Origin of the sequence: Vibrio sp. 10N.239.312.D08 (assembly GCF_041466145.1) — a bacterium.
Taxonomy (GTDB): domain Bacteria; phylum Pseudomonadota; class Gammaproteobacteria; order Enterobacterales; family Vibrionaceae; genus Vibrio; species Vibrio crassostreae_C.
The window spans coordinates 33,218-48,841 of sequence record NZ_JBFSSD010000041.1; the positions used below are offsets into that span (position 1 = coordinate 33,218).

Genomic DNA, 15,624 nt, shown 5'->3' on the forward strand with positions numbered 1-15,624 from the left:
TAAATTTTGTTCGAGATAAAAGCGTTTTAATCGCGGCGAGGGAGAAGTAGCCTAGTCATTCTAAGCAAATCTCCCTCAACAAAGAGTAAAACGCTTTTAGCCGAACCCTTCGGGCAGCGTTTGCTGGTCATTTCTACTACGTTATCGGCATCTCATGTAGGCTAGCTACACATCGATGCCTCTGCCTTGTATAAATACCCAGCAACTCGCTGCAAAAATCAGCTCGAAAGATCAACACGCCCTAGTAATAAAGCCGCAATTCTTTGGTACGGATACAAAAAAGGTCAGCGACTTAGCTGACCTTTCACATCTATCCCAATTTTAGGGACGAAGCATTGAACTGACTAGATAACGCCAAGCTCTCTTAGACGTTCCATTAGGTATTCGTTTGCTGTGTACTTTTCAGATAGCACTACTTCTGGTTTCGGGTGAAGGAATAGAGGCAAAGAGATACGAGACTTCTCTTGGCGTTCACCTGATGGGTTGATTACACGGTGAGTTGTCGATGGGAAGTAACCACCAGATGCTTCTTGAAGCATGTCACCGATGTTGATGATCATGTTACCGAAGTCACATGGAACATCTAGCCACTCGTCATTTTGAGCTTTAACTTGAAGGCCCGGCTCGCTTGCAGCAGGAAGAACCGTCAGTAAGTTGATGTCTTCGTGTGCCGCAGCGCGGATTGCACCTGGCTCTTCATCACCTTGCATTGGTGGGTAGTGAAGAACACGAAGCAGAGTCTGTTCACTGCCGTTGATCATTTCTGATAACGCAATAGAGAATTTCTCTTGTACTTCTTTAGGAGCATGAGCTTCAACCCAACCTAGCAGCTCTTGAGCAAAAGCATTCGCACGTTGGTAGTAATCTAGAATCTGTTCTTTCAGCTGTTCAGGGATTTGGCCCCAAGGGTATACGTGAAAGTACTCTTTGATGTCTTTTACAGTGTGGCCTTTAGCAACTTCAGACACTGAAGGTGGAAAATATCCATCTTGTGTTTCAACATTAAAGTGGAAGTTCTCTTTTTCTTCAGAGATGAAGAATTGGTACCAGTTTTCGTAAATTGACTCAACAAGCTCTTTCGGGATTGGGTGGTTCTTAAGAACACCAAAACCAGTTTCACGTAGAGAGCGAACAAATTGTTCTGCTGCGTCGTCAGCAAGGTAATCGACAGTTTCCAGTTTCATGACTTTCTTTCTTGTTATGTAGTAATAGAGCGATTTTAAGGATCGCTTTGTTGTAAATCAAACTTTTGTGAAACTCTAGCAACCGTTTGTCTAGATACTGGGCGATAACGCCGGTTTTCAACAAATATGGTGATTAGAGCACAATTGAACACTGTTCATTATTGTGTAACTATACATGAAACTAATACAGGATCTGATGATGACAATTACGCCACTTGCTCAAAATAGACCATTACTGTCATTGACGACGCTGTATCTGATTGTGTTTCTATTTTCAGCGTTTGCTCCCTCTTCAAGAGCGGTATGGATTGCCGAAATTGTCCCAGCGCTTGCGATATTGGTGGGAATCTGGTGGTTATCAACAAAGCTCACCTTCACTAAGACAGCTTACGTTTTAATGTTTATCTGGCTAATTTTGCATACGATAGGCGCGAAATATACCTTCGCAGAAGTGCCATTTGATTGGTTCAACAACATGATAGGTTCTGAGCGTAATAACTTTGATCGTGTCGCGCATTTCTCAATTGGCCTTTATGCTTACCCACTCGCTGAGTACTTGATTCGTAAAAAACTGGCTCAACCGGTGCTGGCATGTTTCTTTGCGCTATTTGCGATCATGAGTGTGGCTGCAGGTTATGAAATTATCGAGTGGTGGTACGCGGAGATTGCAGGTGGTGATGAAGGTATCGCGTTCCTTGGCTCACAAGGTGATATTTGGGATGCACAGAAAGATATGCTGTGTGACACCACGGGCGCAATTGTCTCGCTATTACTTCTTAAGCTTCAAGGGCGTGTCAGAGCTTACTGAGCTCAATTCTTTACTCTGAGTATCAAAAGCAATGTTGAAATGCCACACACAAACTGTGCTGTGGCATTTTTAGTTTCAACATTATTTTCTCGTTTATAATGATTGGTCGTTTCATCGTGACGGGTTATTTCATCGTTACCTTGCCACCAACAAACTTGTAGGATGGCGTACCTCGAACCAAAGTGTCTCGCGCAAATTCAATCCCGCATTCAGGGCACACACATGGTTTTGTCGTGAAATCTTCAACGATACGCTCCTTAAAACATTTCACGAGTGCACCTTTGCCACCTTTCCGATACTTAAAAAGCTGCGTTTTGCATTTGGCACAGAAAATCTGAACCGTCTTGGTCGGTTGTTTCTTGTTTGGTTTAGCCATAGAAGTTAATGATTGAACTCTTTATTTCTTAAGTTTAGGTGCGACAAGAACCAAGCTTATCCCAAGAAGTATAACGGTTGATGAGACTATAAATTGCATAGTGACAGGTTCAGATAACAGTAATACGCCACCAAGTGTCGCGATAACTGGAACAGAAAGCTGTGCAATAGACGCAACCACGGTATTCAGTTTTTTCACTACGTAATACCACAAACTATAACCGATACTAGAAGCCACAGAGCCCGATATAACCGCGTAAATCAAACCTTTCTCAGTGATAGACACTTGCGTTAACGCATTAGGTATCAAAACTAATAAGCTCAATGCCACAAGGATAACTAGCGAACTGAATCCAAAGTTAGCGGTGGTCGATTGCAGTGCGTTTGACGATTTCTTTCCTGCCAATGTGTAAATGCCCCACCCAATTCCGGCCAGAGACATCAAGATGATAGAAACTAAGTCGGGTGCCTGTGCCGATTCCGTTGGCATTAACAAGTAAACAAGCCCTGCCACAGACAACAAACACCCGCACCACTCAATAAGTGACATTCTGTTGCCAGAAAGCAAGTGCGCGGCAATCATCGTAAATTGCACTGCGACAAACAACACCAGCGCACCAAGACCTGCGCCAAGCTCTAAGTAAGCAAACGAGAAACCAAACATATACACGAGCAGTGACAGTATTGACGTGAATTGAAACTGTGATTTTAGCCTTGTGTATAGCGATGTGTTGTTTGTTAACACACGTCTAGCTTTAGATTGGGAAGACAAAGTTAATAAAATCAGAAGCGTAAGCGCACCAGATAAGATGCGAACGATCGAAAAGCTCAAAGGATCGATCGTTTGATCCATTAAGGCCCAGCGACACAAAACTGAATTCGCAGCAAATGCCACCAGCGTAATAAATGTAACCATCAGAGTTTGCATCGTTTTTCCTAAATGAGTTATTTGGTCCTAATTGAGTTTTCTTGGATTTCAATCAACGTCAGGTTTCACCCAAACTTGGCTAAAGTCGAACCAACCTAATGCATTACATTTCGCGTTTTGCAACGTACCACATTGATCTTTATTAACGCCTAACCAGCAATGGAACATCGGGATCAATTGATTGCTTTGGACCAGTTGTTTACCTAACTGTCGTGCTGGGAATTGCTCGAATTCACCAGAACGCCAACGGTCAATCATGTGACACCATTGGTCGAAGTCTTCTGCCGGGCTAGATTCATCAAGAAAACTGTAGTCCATTAGCCAACCGGCTAAAGCGTCGTCTCTGTTATTAGCGATACCCATAGGGTTAATCCAAATATCGACATCATCAGCGTGTGGAGGATCGGTTTCGTAACCGTAAAGATCAACATCGACGTTGTATTGCTTCAGCACCGTGACAATCGCCTTTGCAAGCGTTGGGAACATTGGGTGTTGGCATTGATACGCTAATCTTATGGTAGGCTTCGAATCTGCTGGTGGACAAACGGGCACTTTTAACTTTATGTCATACCAACCGGGTTTTATCCCATAAGCGTGTAACACGCCCAAATCGATAACGGTCTCTTTTGGAATATGAACAAACAGATCCGCCGCATTCAACGCGTTAGATAAAAACTGTGCCCATGCGGGATCTTGTGCAATACCCTTCTTTCTATTGAGCAGTAAATACGTGCAACCAGGATCGAGTTCTACTTCATCGCTATCGCCACGGTCGGCCATAACAGGCTTAGATAGGCTTGGGTAAACCATTGAAGAATAAGCCTCATCCACCACCCAAACTTCAACGCGATCAATTAACGGTCTGAAACCAAAGTACCCATTGAAAGCGGTTAACACGAGTTGTTTCTCGTCGTTCTTTTCAATGCGATAAGGTCCCGTTCCAATCGGTCGAATATCGTAGTCTTCACCACGTAAAGTGATCGGTAATGTGACTTTAGCGACCGATTCCGTTAGTGCGAGGGGAAAATACTTGTCTGGACGTGTGAGAAAAACATCTACTACACAATTTGCTGGTGAAGAGACATCTTTGATATGCGAAAACATGTTGAGAGGTTCGAGTGCAAGCAGTGTATCCACAACATGATTGGTTAACAGAGGTTCCCCGTTATGGAAACGAACACCGGGTCTCAAGAAGAATCGCCATTGGTAATCGCTGATTTTTTGCCATGAATGAGCAAGATCGGGTTGAAGTTGGTCATTCTCATCTAGACGAGTCAACCCACTGAATACCTGACAAGCGATATGTTGCTCTGAACGACGCATCGATTTGGTTGGGTTAAGCATTGAAAGCGGCCGGTAATAAGGCAAACGAATAACTTGTTCGCCTTCTTGATACTGTACGCCCAAGTAGTTTTGAATAACTTGCGTGAGTTTGGCAGCATTGTGATCAAGCACTGACAGCGCCTGTCCAATTTTTCCTTCCTGCAAGTAGCGTCTTGCTAAGTTCTCGCTGACATCACAACGATTCTGTTTAAAGATAAGTTGAGATAACTTTCCTCGACCTGCTGCAGGTAACCATTCTACCCACCCTTCTTCTTCAAGCTTGTTGAGTACCATTCGGGCATTACGACGGGTACAACAAAGCACATCCGTGATGTCGTCGAGTTGAACATCAGAATCTTTACCATCGAAGTATTCAAACAGGGTTTCAAATTGAACGCGAAGTCTTGGGCTGCTCATAAAGAGGAAAACTTATTCAAAGGACATTGAATTCAGTTTCCCTATTTTATGGCGTAAAATCAATATTACTGACACAATTTTATTGTGAATTATGAGTACGACATCCTAAGATGTTATTCAATCTTAAGGGTTAAGTGCCTTTACCGTAAAGGATTACATTACATCGCAGCCAATTTCATTAGCGATTTCACGGAGCTGCTGTTCATCGTCTAATTTTATCGACCATTTACACTCAGAACCGTTAGCTGAAATAACATTTGCCCCTTTTCCGATCAATTGAATTGCATCAACTTGGGCTTGCAGCGTGACTCTATGCTCCCCATCTAAACGAACAACCAATTCATGTGCGGTTGCGATGACTTTTCCACTTTTAAACGTTATGACCATGGGCTTCTCGGGTTACTTCTTTAAATACGAATTGCTTGTTCTAAGTACTGATTACTTCTTCTAAAGACAAAACCAGCGTACGACTACCTAGTCTGTTATCTTTTATGTTTCTTCACGGCAATAGTTAAGCGGCTGGTACAAACTAAGCGTTGACGATCATCAGTGATATTGATCTGCCATACTTGAGTAGAGACGCCCAAGTGAATAGGCTCAGCAGTACCGATGACGTGTCCTTCACGCATTGACCTTACGTGGTTCGCATTGATATCGAGCCCAACGCAATAATAGCCTTCTGGTACGCAGAAGTTTGCAGCCAATGAGCCAAGCGTTTCTGCTAGCACAACCGATGCGCCGCCATGAAGCATACCCAGTGGTTGGTGCGTAAAATGACAAACCGGCATGGTTGCCACCAAAGAGTTGTCATTTACTTCGGTGTAAACAATGTTGAGGTGTTCAATTAAGGTGTTTTTTGAGGTCGCGTTGAAGGTATCTAGGTCAACGGGCTTTTTCCAAATACTCATGTGGGTTCCTTAATTATTGATCTTGTTATCGCGTACATAGCTTTTTTCTATATTACCGCTGTTAGTTATCTTACAGCTCTTAGTTATTACGCAAGTTGATGTTAACATGCATAAAAACTGAATACACAGAGGATATTGTATGACGTCATGGATGAAGTTTGCCTCGCTTCTCACACTTGCAGGCCTAACCGCGTGTAGCGCTTCTCCGACAGGCAGAAACCAATTGCTGCTTTTTTCAGATAAAGACATGTCTCAGCTCGGAGCACAATCTTTTGAACAAATGAAGAAAGAACAACCCATCAGTAAAGATGCCAAAACTAACGCTTATGTACAGTGCGTAGCGAACAGCATCACTCAATATATTCCTAAACAAGGTTTTAGTGAATGGGAAGTTGTTGTGTTTGATAGTGACCAAGTGAACGCGTTCGCTCTGCCAGGCGGAAAAATTGGCGTCTACACGGGTTTACTCAATGTTGCAGTAAACCAAGACCAACTCGCGACGGTTATCGGTCACGAAGTGGCACACGTTCTTGCAGACCACAGTAATGAGCGCCTGTCTCAGTCTCAAATCGCTAATACTGGCTTGTCTATTACTAATGTCGCGTTAGGTGCATCAGAGTACAAACAATATCAAGGTATGACGATGGCCGCGTTAGGATTAGGCGTTCAATATGGCGTTATTCTACCGTATGGGCGAACTCAAGAGTCTGAAGCCGATGTTGTTGGTTTAGAGTATATGGCTCAAGCAGGTTTCGATCCAAACCAAAGTGTCAACTTGTGGCAAAACATGGCGAAAGCATCAGGGGGTAATCAACCGCCAGAGTTGCTTTCTACGCACCCTTCCCACAGTACGCGTATTAAAGATCTACAAGCAACGATAAAAACGCTTCCTCAATCAGGTTCACCAAGACCAAATTGCAAAGCGTAATCTAAGTAAGAATCGCCTAGCTGGTGTAAATACAAAAATGCCCTATCCATATTGGTTAGGGCATTTTCAGTTTCTTGCTTGCTAACAGTTCAAGTGTACTAAGCAGCTGGATAATTCCAACAACAGAAACTCACTCGTTAAGTACCAAGAATTTGTAATGGTAGGCTTAATAGCTGATCACCAGTAGATGCAAAATACCAGATAACACCAATCAAACTGCTCACTAAACCTACATACCAAACGAACGACACGACTTGCCCGTATTTGTCTAACGGTAACAAGTGACTGTGATGACGTCCTTTCCATTCAAACAGTATTTCAACACTGCCCATGATCAATAAGAAACCAAACAGGGTTAAATTCAACTGATAACTCAATACCACACCAGCAACGGCAGCCGCGACACAAAGTACAATGCCAAGCACACTGTTCATCGAGAAACTGATACTTTTAAGAACATGTCCGCCATCGAGAGGCAAAATCGGCAATAGATTGAACAGGTTTAATAGAGCATTAAATACTGCAAGGCCGGCAAAGAACATTTCGCCAGTCGCCCAATACAGCACCATAAATACTAACGACAATATCAGGCCGAACAATGGCCCCATGATTGAGATAACCACATCTTGCCAACGCGTATTAATCTTTTCATCGGATAACGCCAAGCCACCAAGAAATGGTATCAAATAGATCCCTTTGGTTTTCATGCCGAAGTATTTCATCGCTCTAATATGACCGTACTCATGGAACATTAAACAGGCGATTAAGGCCAAAGCGAACTGAATTGAAAACAACCATGAATAGGCCGCTAAACTCGCAGAGGCAAGTACGACCTTGATTAGCTTGGCGCTTTTAAGCGCTTTCATACCAAGCGACACCAACCCAATTAAGCTAAAACGCTTCTCTGGTTTAGGAGCGACAACAGGAGTTTGTTGTTCAATATCTTTGGTGTTTCGATTGCCTTCGGTAATGGTTTGCCCATTCACCGACGCTTTATACGTCATCTCAAACGGTTGCCACTGAACGGTCGATTCAACGTGACACTGCAACGTTTCTTCGCCAGCGCGTAGTGTAAATTCGTGTTTTCGGGCGTCTTCTTGGTCTGTGGTCGCATCTAATTGAGATACCAAAGTGTTATCCCAATACAACTGTTGCCACCCTGCCATTGATCCTTCTAAACGAAGCGGTTTTCCAAGAAACTCTATCGCGAGTAATTCCAAACTTAAAATTCCAATTTAATGACTTCTAACGAGTGTCGATATTATGCCGATTTAGCGAATGGTGGTAAACAGAAACAAAGTTGTTACATATTGAGCTATTGAACACTATTTATACCGCAACGATGCATAAACACTCTGGTCACACCTCCAACCACGAATAAATTATTGATTATACTTATATTATTGATGTTAAAGTGCCGCCCCTTTAAAACATAACCTCACAAAATAACAACTCTTTCTTTGACTTTATATAAAACATGAATTTAACATGCCATTTACATTAGAGCTTCAACACCAAAAATGCTCAGTGTGTTTTCAAACCATAATAACGAAATTCGATGCCCTAGGAGGGTCAAGGATGAAAACAATACAACGCTCTCTCGTTTCGCTTTCTGTGCTATTTGCATGCAATTCACTTGCGGCTGGCTTCCAAGTTGCTGAGCATTCTGCCTCAGGTCTTGGTCGTGCCTTTTCAGGTGAAGGTGCAGTAGCTGATAACGCGAGTGTACTAGCGAGAAACCCCGCCGCAATGACCCTATTTGATACAGCCCAATTTTCAGGCGCGGTTTCTATCGTTGATCCCGAGGTAGACGTTACTCAAACCAAAATCAATGACAACGACTTCAACCAAAAATCATCAGATGTAGCTCCTTTACAAATTGTCCCTGCTGCTTATTACATTAGTCCTATCAACGACAAATGGGCTTGGGGAATTGGCATGTTCACGACTTACGGAGTAGCCACTGATTACCCAGATGATATTTATGCTGGTGATTTGGCCGGTGACACATCACTAATTTCAGTCAACTTAAATCCAAATATCGCGTACAGAGTTAACGATAGTTTTAGTGTTGGAGCTGGAGTTAACTTTGTTTATGCAGAGGCCGAGCTCAACAGACACAAAGGCAGCCTTCCTGTTGGTGGCTCACCAAGTGACAAACTAATCTCGATGACTGGTGAGACTTTTGCTTTTAGTTGGAATGTAGGTGCGTTATATGAACTGAACGAGTACAACCGTTTTGGGTTTGGTTACCGCTCATCCGTTGAACTCGACTTTGATGACGGTGAGTTCACTGATTACACAGGTCTAAAAATGGAAAACGGCGCTCCTGGTAAAACCACAGGGCGTCTAGAAATTGAACTGCCCGATATCTTCGAATTATCTGCTTTTCATCAACTTAACGATGCTTGGGCAATACACTATGGTTGGCAGTTAACTAAGTGGAGTAAGTTCAAAGAGTTAAAAGCCACTAGTTCAGATTGTAAAAACAATGAATGTTTCTTGAAAACCGAACATTACGAAGACAATCAGAGATGGTCTGTAGGTGGAACTTACATGGTTAATCAAAATTGGACGGTACGAGCGGGCCTAGCGTATGACGAGCAAGCTGGTGAAGCGACATTAAGCATCCCAGACAGCGATCGTATGTGGTATTCAGCAGGTCTCACCTACGCTATTTCAGAGAATATGACTGTCGATGCTGCATTTGCACTCGTACAAAGTGAAAGCGGTTCGTTTACCGAAACTGATGCGGCAGGACAAAAGCTTACATTTGATGCTGAAGGCGTTGCTTACCTTTCAGCGATACAACTTAACTACATCTTCAACTAACCGTACGGGAATAATTACATGAACAACAAATTTTCTTTATCTCTCGTATGCTCAGCATTACTACTTGCGGGCTGTGGCGACAATAGTGAAAGCTCTGGTGATTCAACAGCGGCACCTTATTCAGATGCAATCAACCAATCATTAGCTAGAAGTTCAAAAATTAGCTTCACTCTTCTAGGTAATGAAGCGGATGTTCCTCTTCCTTCGTTTTTCTTGTTCGATACCAACGATCACACTCTAAATATTCCGTTAGATGCAAATTCAACGGGGCTCTTGAATGATCCAAAAGTAGCCATGGGGGAAGCTGATGGTTGGAGTACTATCATGCCGTTCACTATCAATGTGAATCTTCCAAGTGATAGGACGCTGAAGAATGATGTCGTGATAATGGGTACGACACCGTTTAGCGCGCACCTAAATGCCGGTGTAAAAGTTGCTAAAGTGGATGTTGACCTGAGCACTGGTGTAATGTCTAACTTTACTGCGCTAACTGCTGGCGTTGACTACTTAGTGGCATCTAGTGATTTTAAGACCATACAAGTGTTGCCTCTTAAAGGTTTAGATCCTAGCTCTGACTACATCTATGCATTAACTGACTCAATTGTTGATAGCGCAGATGAACCACTTGGAACATCAAGCTCTTACGCATCTTTAAAAACGACAGATATTGACCAAGCAGGCTCGCTCGATTTACCACAGAAAATCATCCATCAAGTTGAAGCGTTGTTCGCTGGCTATGGTTCTGTATCAAGCTCAGATGAAATCATATACTCATCTTGGTTTACTACTGCGTCGGCAGGTAACGTTATGAACGGGACCAAAGCTGCAATTGCACAAACAGTTAGCCCCGCAGTTACCCCGTCTGATATATGGAAGAACCTAGCGAATCCAAATAGTATTTCGGAAGCTGATCTTGATAATCTGTATACATTTACAGTTGATGGAAAGAAACAGGATTTTGCTACAGCTGTACAAGCTGACGCGATGTTTAAGAGTGCATTTGGTGACGATGCTGCAACACAATTAGCTGCGGGTTATAACACTAACTTTTCAACACCAGCAGCAGCTTCTATTCAAGTGTATCGAGGAACAGTTAAATTACCGTACTTCCTGTCAGATTCGTTAACTAACAATGCGTGGAAAACAACGCCTTGGCGCAGTGCGATGCCTAGTGTTTTAACTATCTTGAATGTACTCAGCTCAGGAAGTGACTCGGACAAAACAGCTATTGCTACACAGCTGGCAGGTTTAGGGATCACAGAGCCTGCTGCTCAACTCTATCAAGCAGAGTACCAACAATTACTCATTGGAGAAAAGTTAACTCTTGCAAGCGGAGAGCAATTGGATAGCGCTAGAGTTATGACGAAATACAGCGCTGTACCGCAAATTCGAGCAGCAAAGTCAGTGCCGTTCGTTATGTTTGTACCTGAAGGAGCAGCTATCGACAGCAGTTTACCAATTTTACAGTACCAACACGGTATCACTAGCATCAAAGAGAGTGCTTATGCTTTTGCGATGCAGCATATTGGCGGCGCACTTACTGGATCTGCACCATACAAACCCTATGCAATTATTGCTATCGACCAACCACTTCACGGTCAACGCGCACTAAGTGCAGATATTGTTACGACACCAACAACACCTACTGTATACATGAATCTTGAGTATTTACCTGTTGCACGAGATAACATCCGTCAGAGCGCCATTGATGGTCTTGGAGTTCGTTTTGCGTTAAATTCTGCTACTGATGCAGCATTTAGTCGCCTCGACAAAACGAATGTGTCTCTATTTGGGCATTCTATCGGGGCGATTACAGGTATCAGCTCTTATACCGTTGGTAACAGTTCGTTGAACCCTGCTATTGATTCTATGTTTAGTTATACAAGTGCAACACTTGCTAACCCAGGTGGTGGCATTGCCCCTTTCTTGCTTAAGTCAGGCTCGTTTTCTCCTGAGATTAAGCACACCGTGAGCCTATCAAGTGTAACCGAGTACCAAGCACATTATGTAAGTAACTGTGTGCCAGTCAGTAAGTCAGGTGGTGATTGCTTTAATGAATACTACACAGCCCTAAGTAATGATAGTGCTTCAGCCTCAGACAAAGCAGTCAAAGCGACAATCGACTCGATCCTTACTTCATTCACTTATGCTGCGCAAACAGTTCTAGATAACGTTGACCCATATAATATTGCATCTACAACTACGGGACCTGTGCTTGGTATTCAAGCGAATGGTGACGAAACGATACCAAACTCGGTCGCTGAGTTTCCAACAGCAGGTACCGAACCCCTGTTTAAAAAGTTATCCTTGGTTAATACTGCACTGGACTCTTCGGGAGACAAGCTGGCTTCGTATTTTGACAAAGCATCTTCAGAAGCAGACCACTCCACTGTAATTTCTCAGCAAAATGCTGGTGATGCAGCAGCCAACGCAGAAATGACCTCACAAATTGTACAATTTACCTTGTCGCAAGGTACTGGCATTGCAAGCGTAACCGATGGCTTGTTAGATGCGAGTAAGTAAGCGCATGAGCAAAATTTAATTTAACCAAATGCCAGCCTAACCGCTGGCATTTTTGTATCTGCCGTTCGAACAATTTCCCTAGTTAACCGTTTGCATAAAACTTTAAAACACAAATGGTTGATCTCAGCTAAAATTAATCAAGACAGAATACCGTACGACCTCTTTCTTTATTGTAAATAAAGTGGATAATAGCCCCGTAATTTAATACCTAATAAATGTGAGTCCATTATGTCTTCTGAAGCTACTATGCTAGAACGCTGCCAATCTAAATGTGAACTATGTGGTTCTGATTCTTCTCTTACTGCATACGCAGTGCCGCCACACAGCCACGTAACAGTGGATCACGGCATCATGGTATGTGACAAATGTCTTGGTGAGATTGACGATCCTAAAGATATCAACCACTGGCGTTGTCTGACTGACAGCATGTGGAGCCAGGAAGCGCCAGTTCAAGTAACGGCATGGCGTCAACTTACTCGTCTGAACACAGAAAGCTGGGCTCAGGACGCGCTAGACATGATGTACCTTGAAGAAGAAACATCAGTTTGGGCACAAATCGGCATGTCTGCTGATGACAAGCCTCTTGATGTGAATGGCGTTGAACTTAAGAAAGGTGACGACGTAACAGTAATCAAAGACCTGCCAATCAAAGGTACTAACCAAGTGATTAAGCAAGGTACTGTTATTCGTGGTATCAGCGTTGGTGACGATCCTAAGCTTGTTTCTGGTAAAACAAACGGCGGTCAATCAATGTACGTAATCGCTGAGTTCTGCCGTAAGAAGTAATCTTACTGTAAGAAAGTGATAGAAAACGAAAAGGCGCTAATTAGCGCCTTTTTTCTTGGAAAAATTTAACCTATTCCGTTGTTCTAGAAACCACTGCCTACGTTAAAGTAGATAGCGCGTTCTTCATGGCTTTGCGCATAATCCATCCCAAGGTGCAAACCGTAACGTCTCGCGATTTGGTATCGAAAGCCGACACCTCCGGCATTGACGGTACTGTCGTGGCTTATGCCGTTATCTTGCTTTGCAACCCCTGAACCGTAAAACCCAGACACCTTCCAACGATGAGTGATGCTATACGTCAATTGGCCTTGAATTGTTTCAATCTCATCTCCTTGGTACCGATAAGATGACACCCCGCGTAACGACACGTACGGTTTCGCTGTGGGTGATACAAACAGGTCTTGCTGTTCGAAGCTTTGATAATTTGCAGCCAAGCCTAACGTCCATTTATTGGCAATTGGGATATAGGCTTCGCCATCTATGTTCAAATTTCGGTAATTGTAATCACTGCCAATCGCATCGTCGTACACCATGTAATCTGCAGACAATTTGTAACCTTTGGTTGGATAAAATAAATTATCTCTTGTGTCATATTCAGCCTCCAACCCTAAACCAGAAGTAACCGATTCGTTACCCAAAATTCGGTCTAAAACCATGTTATCAAATTCAATCTCAGACTTAGCTAATAACTGCTTTATTCCCAACATCCAAGGCGTATGCCCAATCCGGAACTGCACCTTTTGTGAAAGTACGGCTACCGAAGTTGACGTGCCTATTCTAAGGTCATGATCTATGGGGCCCCAGTTGATTGATGTGTACAAATCCAAATTCGCAACACCAAAGCCGCCGCCTCCTGTGTAACGAATGGAATCATTCATCCAAGATCGTCTATGGCCACCAAATACAAACCAAGTTTCGTTCTCTGTCCCTACTGCGCCCACTACTGACATTGCTGAGGGTACTAACTGCGCACCACCATCTATGGCAGAAAGAGCAGCTTGCTTTCTTTGTCGCTTTTCCTCATCCGTCTCATGTAAAAACAAACCAGCCACACCGCCGCCGTACCCCACCGCAGGCTCGGTAATCAAAATTGGGATAGGCAAAAAGCCATATGCGTTTTCCGCAAGGTGATGCCCCATATCAAATTGACCATCAACAGGATCATAAAACGATGCGAAAGAAGATGTTGTAAATAAAAAGCAGGAAAGAAGAACAATGCCGCCGCAGCGAGTCATAAAATTTGCCTCATAAAAAAGACCGGGTGACGAAACCCGGCCGAAAGTTTGCTTCCTTGCAATAAACATAGAAATTAAACACTTATTGCCAATAAAGGGGGTCCTTAATCGACGGGCATAGAATAGGCCAAATAATGGTGTTGCCCTACTCCTATATAGAGGATGTCGCCCTACAAAATTAAAGAGCTTTCGAGATGACAGAAACGCAAAAGGCTCATATAAATGAGCCTCTATTAATAAGTTACCTACATTCTTCCTTTGCTAATATTGACTCAATACTCGATCAACATGTTCTTGTATAACAGATAAAACCGATAATTTTACATCCTTCACTTGCTTAGAATGATTGCACCAAAGCGCAAAACCGAATTTGAATCCTTGGTGCATTTCAGACGACTGTATAGGTTCAATGTCGTAATGGGAAAATTCAGAATGAGCAAACGTTTTTGGTAACAGTGCCCACCCTAAACCGGCTTCAACCATTTTAATAACTAACGCCAATTGATCGACTTCTTCGTTATCGGAGCTGATGGTTACTTTTTCTGACATTCCCTCTTCAATAAACGATCTCAAGATAAACTGCTTTGAATTTCTTAACGCTAAAAGTACACCCTCTTGCGCCAAAGATGAGAACTCACCATTTTTTTGAACGAATGGGGAAAACTCAATGTGACCTAGAAAAGTCGCATCAAAGCTGTGTATACCCCGGCTGTCATGCACATTGACTAATCCAAAGTGGTACTCGCCACTTTGAAGGCCCTTCTTAATATCCTTTTTGTTTCGGATTAAAAAGTTCACTCGCATCATCGGGAAATCACGACGCAGTTTCTTTCGAATATCCAAAAGCATTTGATGAGGTATCACACCAGAATAAGCAAAGGTGATGTTTTCCAACCCGCCATAAGAGAGGCTCAATGCTACCTTATCGAAGGTACGAGCTTGTTCAATGGTTTGTTTAGCGTAATGGTAAAGAAGATGCCCGTCTTCTGTCGGCTTTACAGAGCGCCCAACCCTTTCAAATAGGCTTACCGCGAGTTGGTCTTCAAGGTTAGTAATAACCTGCCCGATTGTCGTTCTGTGTTTATTGAGTTTAACGGCGGCTTTGCTGAAAGAGAGTTGGTCATAAACGGTAACGAACGCGAGAAGTTGTTCAATGCTGAAATTCATTTTGTTGTGCTTACTTTTAATCGTTATGTATTTAAATTATCACAGGTTGGCGAAATATCTACTTTGTCAGAATAATATTAGTGAAAATAACTCGTCAATTTGAAACAAAAAAACCACTTAAGATAGTAGGTTTTATCGTTGATGTCAAACGAATGACTTAAATGTATTCGATAACTCGAGCTAGATAGTTAAAGTCCCCAGAATCACCGT

Annotated in this window: 14 protein-coding genes; 5 read left to right on the forward strand and 9 right to left on the reverse strand. The window is 42.9% G+C overall.

Translation table 11 applies throughout. From position 1 onward, the window contains the following. Window positions 1–344: 344 nt before the first annotated feature. Window positions 345–1,184: an isopenicillin N synthase family oxygenase gene (locus AB6D58_RS18725; protein WP_017060073.1), complete on the reverse strand. Its 840-nt coding sequence runs from the start codon at window positions 1,182–1,184 to the stop codon at window positions 345–347. A gap of 199 nt (window positions 1,185–1,383) precedes the next feature. Here AB6D58_RS18725 and AB6D58_RS18730 point away from each other — a divergent pair, with 199 nt between their 5' ends. After that, complete coding sequence (locus tag AB6D58_RS18730) at window positions 1,384–1,992, forward strand: DUF2238 domain-containing protein (RefSeq protein ID WP_017069655.1); 609 nt, start codon at window positions 1,384–1,386, stop codon at window positions 1,990–1,992. Between the two features lie 124 nt (window positions 1,993–2,116). On the opposite strand, the gene AB6D58_RS18735 is transcribed toward AB6D58_RS18730, so the two are convergent. From AB6D58_RS18735 to AB6D58_RS18755, 5 genes are all read right to left on the reverse strand, one after another. Beyond that, a complete protein-coding gene (locus AB6D58_RS18735) occupies window positions 2,117–2,368 on the reverse strand; it encodes a hypothetical protein (RefSeq protein ID WP_372158035.1) in 252 nt (83 codons plus the stop codon). A 21-nt stretch (window positions 2,369–2,389) separates the two neighbouring features. Next, window positions 2,390–3,295: a DMT family transporter gene (locus AB6D58_RS18740; protein WP_372158038.1), complete on the reverse strand. Its 906-nt coding sequence runs from the start codon at window positions 3,293–3,295 to the stop codon at window positions 2,390–2,392. A 48-nt stretch (window positions 3,296–3,343) separates the two neighbouring features. After that, window positions 3,344–5,035 (reverse strand): SgrR family transcriptional regulator, encoded by a 1,692-nt coding sequence (locus AB6D58_RS18745; RefSeq protein ID WP_136981855.1) that lies wholly within the window; start codon window positions 5,033–5,035, stop codon window positions 3,344–3,346. Between the two features lie 153 nt (window positions 5,036–5,188). Next, window positions 5,189–5,422 (reverse strand): DUF3389 domain-containing protein, encoded by a 234-nt coding sequence (locus AB6D58_RS18750; protein ID WP_017064605.1) that lies wholly within the window; start codon window positions 5,420–5,422, stop codon window positions 5,189–5,191. A 95-nt stretch (window positions 5,423–5,517) separates the two neighbouring features. Next, complete coding sequence (locus tag AB6D58_RS18755; protein WP_017060067.1) at window positions 5,518–5,943, reverse strand: hotdog fold thioesterase; 426 nt, start codon at window positions 5,941–5,943, stop codon at window positions 5,518–5,520. Window positions 5,944–6,082: 139 nt separating this feature from the next. Between AB6D58_RS18755 and AB6D58_RS18760 the strand changes: the two genes are divergently transcribed. Further along, complete coding sequence (locus AB6D58_RS18760) at window positions 6,083–6,871, forward strand: M48 family metallopeptidase (RefSeq protein ID WP_102320824.1); 789 nt, start codon at window positions 6,083–6,085, stop codon at window positions 6,869–6,871. Between the two features lie 137 nt (window positions 6,872–7,008). On the opposite strand, the gene AB6D58_RS18765 is transcribed toward AB6D58_RS18760, so the two are convergent. Continuing rightward, window positions 7,009–8,091, reverse strand: a complete 1,083-nt coding sequence (locus AB6D58_RS18765; RefSeq protein ID WP_017060065.1) for a site-2 protease family protein — start codon at window positions 8,089–8,091, stop codon at window positions 7,009–7,011. 358 nt (window positions 8,092–8,449) lie between these two features. Here AB6D58_RS18765 and AB6D58_RS18770 point away from each other — a divergent pair, with 358 nt between their 5' ends. The 3 genes from AB6D58_RS18770 to AB6D58_RS18780 all read left to right on the forward strand — a co-directional run bounded on the left by AB6D58_RS18770 (window position 8,450) and on the right by AB6D58_RS18780 (window position 13,012). Continuing rightward, complete coding sequence (locus tag AB6D58_RS18770) at window positions 8,450–9,703, forward strand: outer membrane protein transport protein (RefSeq protein WP_102394482.1); 1,254 nt, start codon at window positions 8,450–8,452, stop codon at window positions 9,701–9,703. 18 nt (window positions 9,704–9,721) lie between these two features. Then, a complete protein-coding gene (locus AB6D58_RS18775) occupies window positions 9,722–12,226 on the forward strand; it encodes a VolA/Pla-1 family phospholipase (RefSeq protein WP_372158041.1) in 2,505 nt (834 codons plus the stop codon). 228 nt (window positions 12,227–12,454) lie between these two features. Next, window positions 12,455–13,012 (forward strand): PhnA domain-containing protein, encoded by a 558-nt coding sequence (locus AB6D58_RS18780; protein ID WP_017060062.1) that lies wholly within the window; start codon window positions 12,455–12,457, stop codon window positions 13,010–13,012. 83 nt (window positions 13,013–13,095) lie between these two features. On the opposite strand, the gene AB6D58_RS18785 is transcribed toward AB6D58_RS18780, so the two are convergent. Together AB6D58_RS18785 and AB6D58_RS18790 are read right to left on the reverse strand one after the other, a co-directional pair. Further along, complete coding sequence (locus AB6D58_RS18785) at window positions 13,096–14,247, reverse strand: BamA/TamA family outer membrane protein (protein WP_017069662.1); 1,152 nt, start codon at window positions 14,245–14,247, stop codon at window positions 13,096–13,098. Between the two features lie 261 nt (window positions 14,248–14,508). Continuing rightward, complete coding sequence (locus AB6D58_RS18790; RefSeq protein WP_372158043.1) at window positions 14,509–15,414, reverse strand: LysR family transcriptional regulator; 906 nt, start codon at window positions 15,412–15,414, stop codon at window positions 14,509–14,511. Window positions 15,415–15,624 lie beyond the last annotated feature (210 nt).

Coding starts and splice junctions, on each gene's coding strand:
- AB6D58_RS18730 (WP_017069655.1), top strand. CDS start 1,384: ATGACAATTACGCCACTTGCTCAAAATAGACCATTACTGTCATTGACG.
- AB6D58_RS18785 (WP_017069662.1), bottom strand. CDS start 14,247: ATGACTCGCTGCGGCGGCATTGTTCTTCTTTCCTGCTTTTTATTTACA.
- AB6D58_RS18745 (WP_136981855.1), bottom strand. CDS start 5,035: ATGAGCAGCCCAAGACTTCGCGTTCAATTTGAAACCCTGTTTGAATAC.
- AB6D58_RS18755 (WP_017060067.1), bottom strand. CDS start 5,943: ATGAGTATTTGGAAAAAGCCCGTTGACCTAGATACCTTCAACGCGACC.
- AB6D58_RS18725 (WP_017060073.1), bottom strand. CDS start 1,184: ATGAAACTGGAAACTGTCGATTACCTTGCTGACGACGCAGCAGAACAA.
- AB6D58_RS18775 (WP_372158041.1), top strand. CDS start 9,722: ATGAACAACAAATTTTCTTTATCTCTCGTATGCTCAGCATTACTACTT.
- AB6D58_RS18760 (WP_102320824.1), top strand. CDS start 6,083: ATGACGTCATGGATGAAGTTTGCCTCGCTTCTCACACTTGCAGGCCTA.
- AB6D58_RS18740 (WP_372158038.1), bottom strand. CDS start 3,295: ATGCAAACTCTGATGGTTACATTTATTACGCTGGTGGCATTTGCTGCG.
- AB6D58_RS18735 (WP_372158035.1), bottom strand. CDS start 2,368: ATGGCTAAACCAAACAAGAAACAACCGACCAAGACGGTTCAGATTTTC.
- AB6D58_RS18780 (WP_017060062.1), top strand. CDS start 12,455: ATGTCTTCTGAAGCTACTATGCTAGAACGCTGCCAATCTAAATGTGAA.
- AB6D58_RS18770 (WP_102394482.1), top strand. CDS start 8,450: ATGAAAACAATACAACGCTCTCTCGTTTCGCTTTCTGTGCTATTTGCA.
- AB6D58_RS18750 (WP_017064605.1), bottom strand. CDS start 5,422: ATGGTCATAACGTTTAAAAGTGGAAAAGTCATCGCAACCGCACATGAA.
- AB6D58_RS18790 (WP_372158043.1), bottom strand. CDS start 15,414: ATGAATTTCAGCATTGAACAACTTCTCGCGTTCGTTACCGTTTATGAC.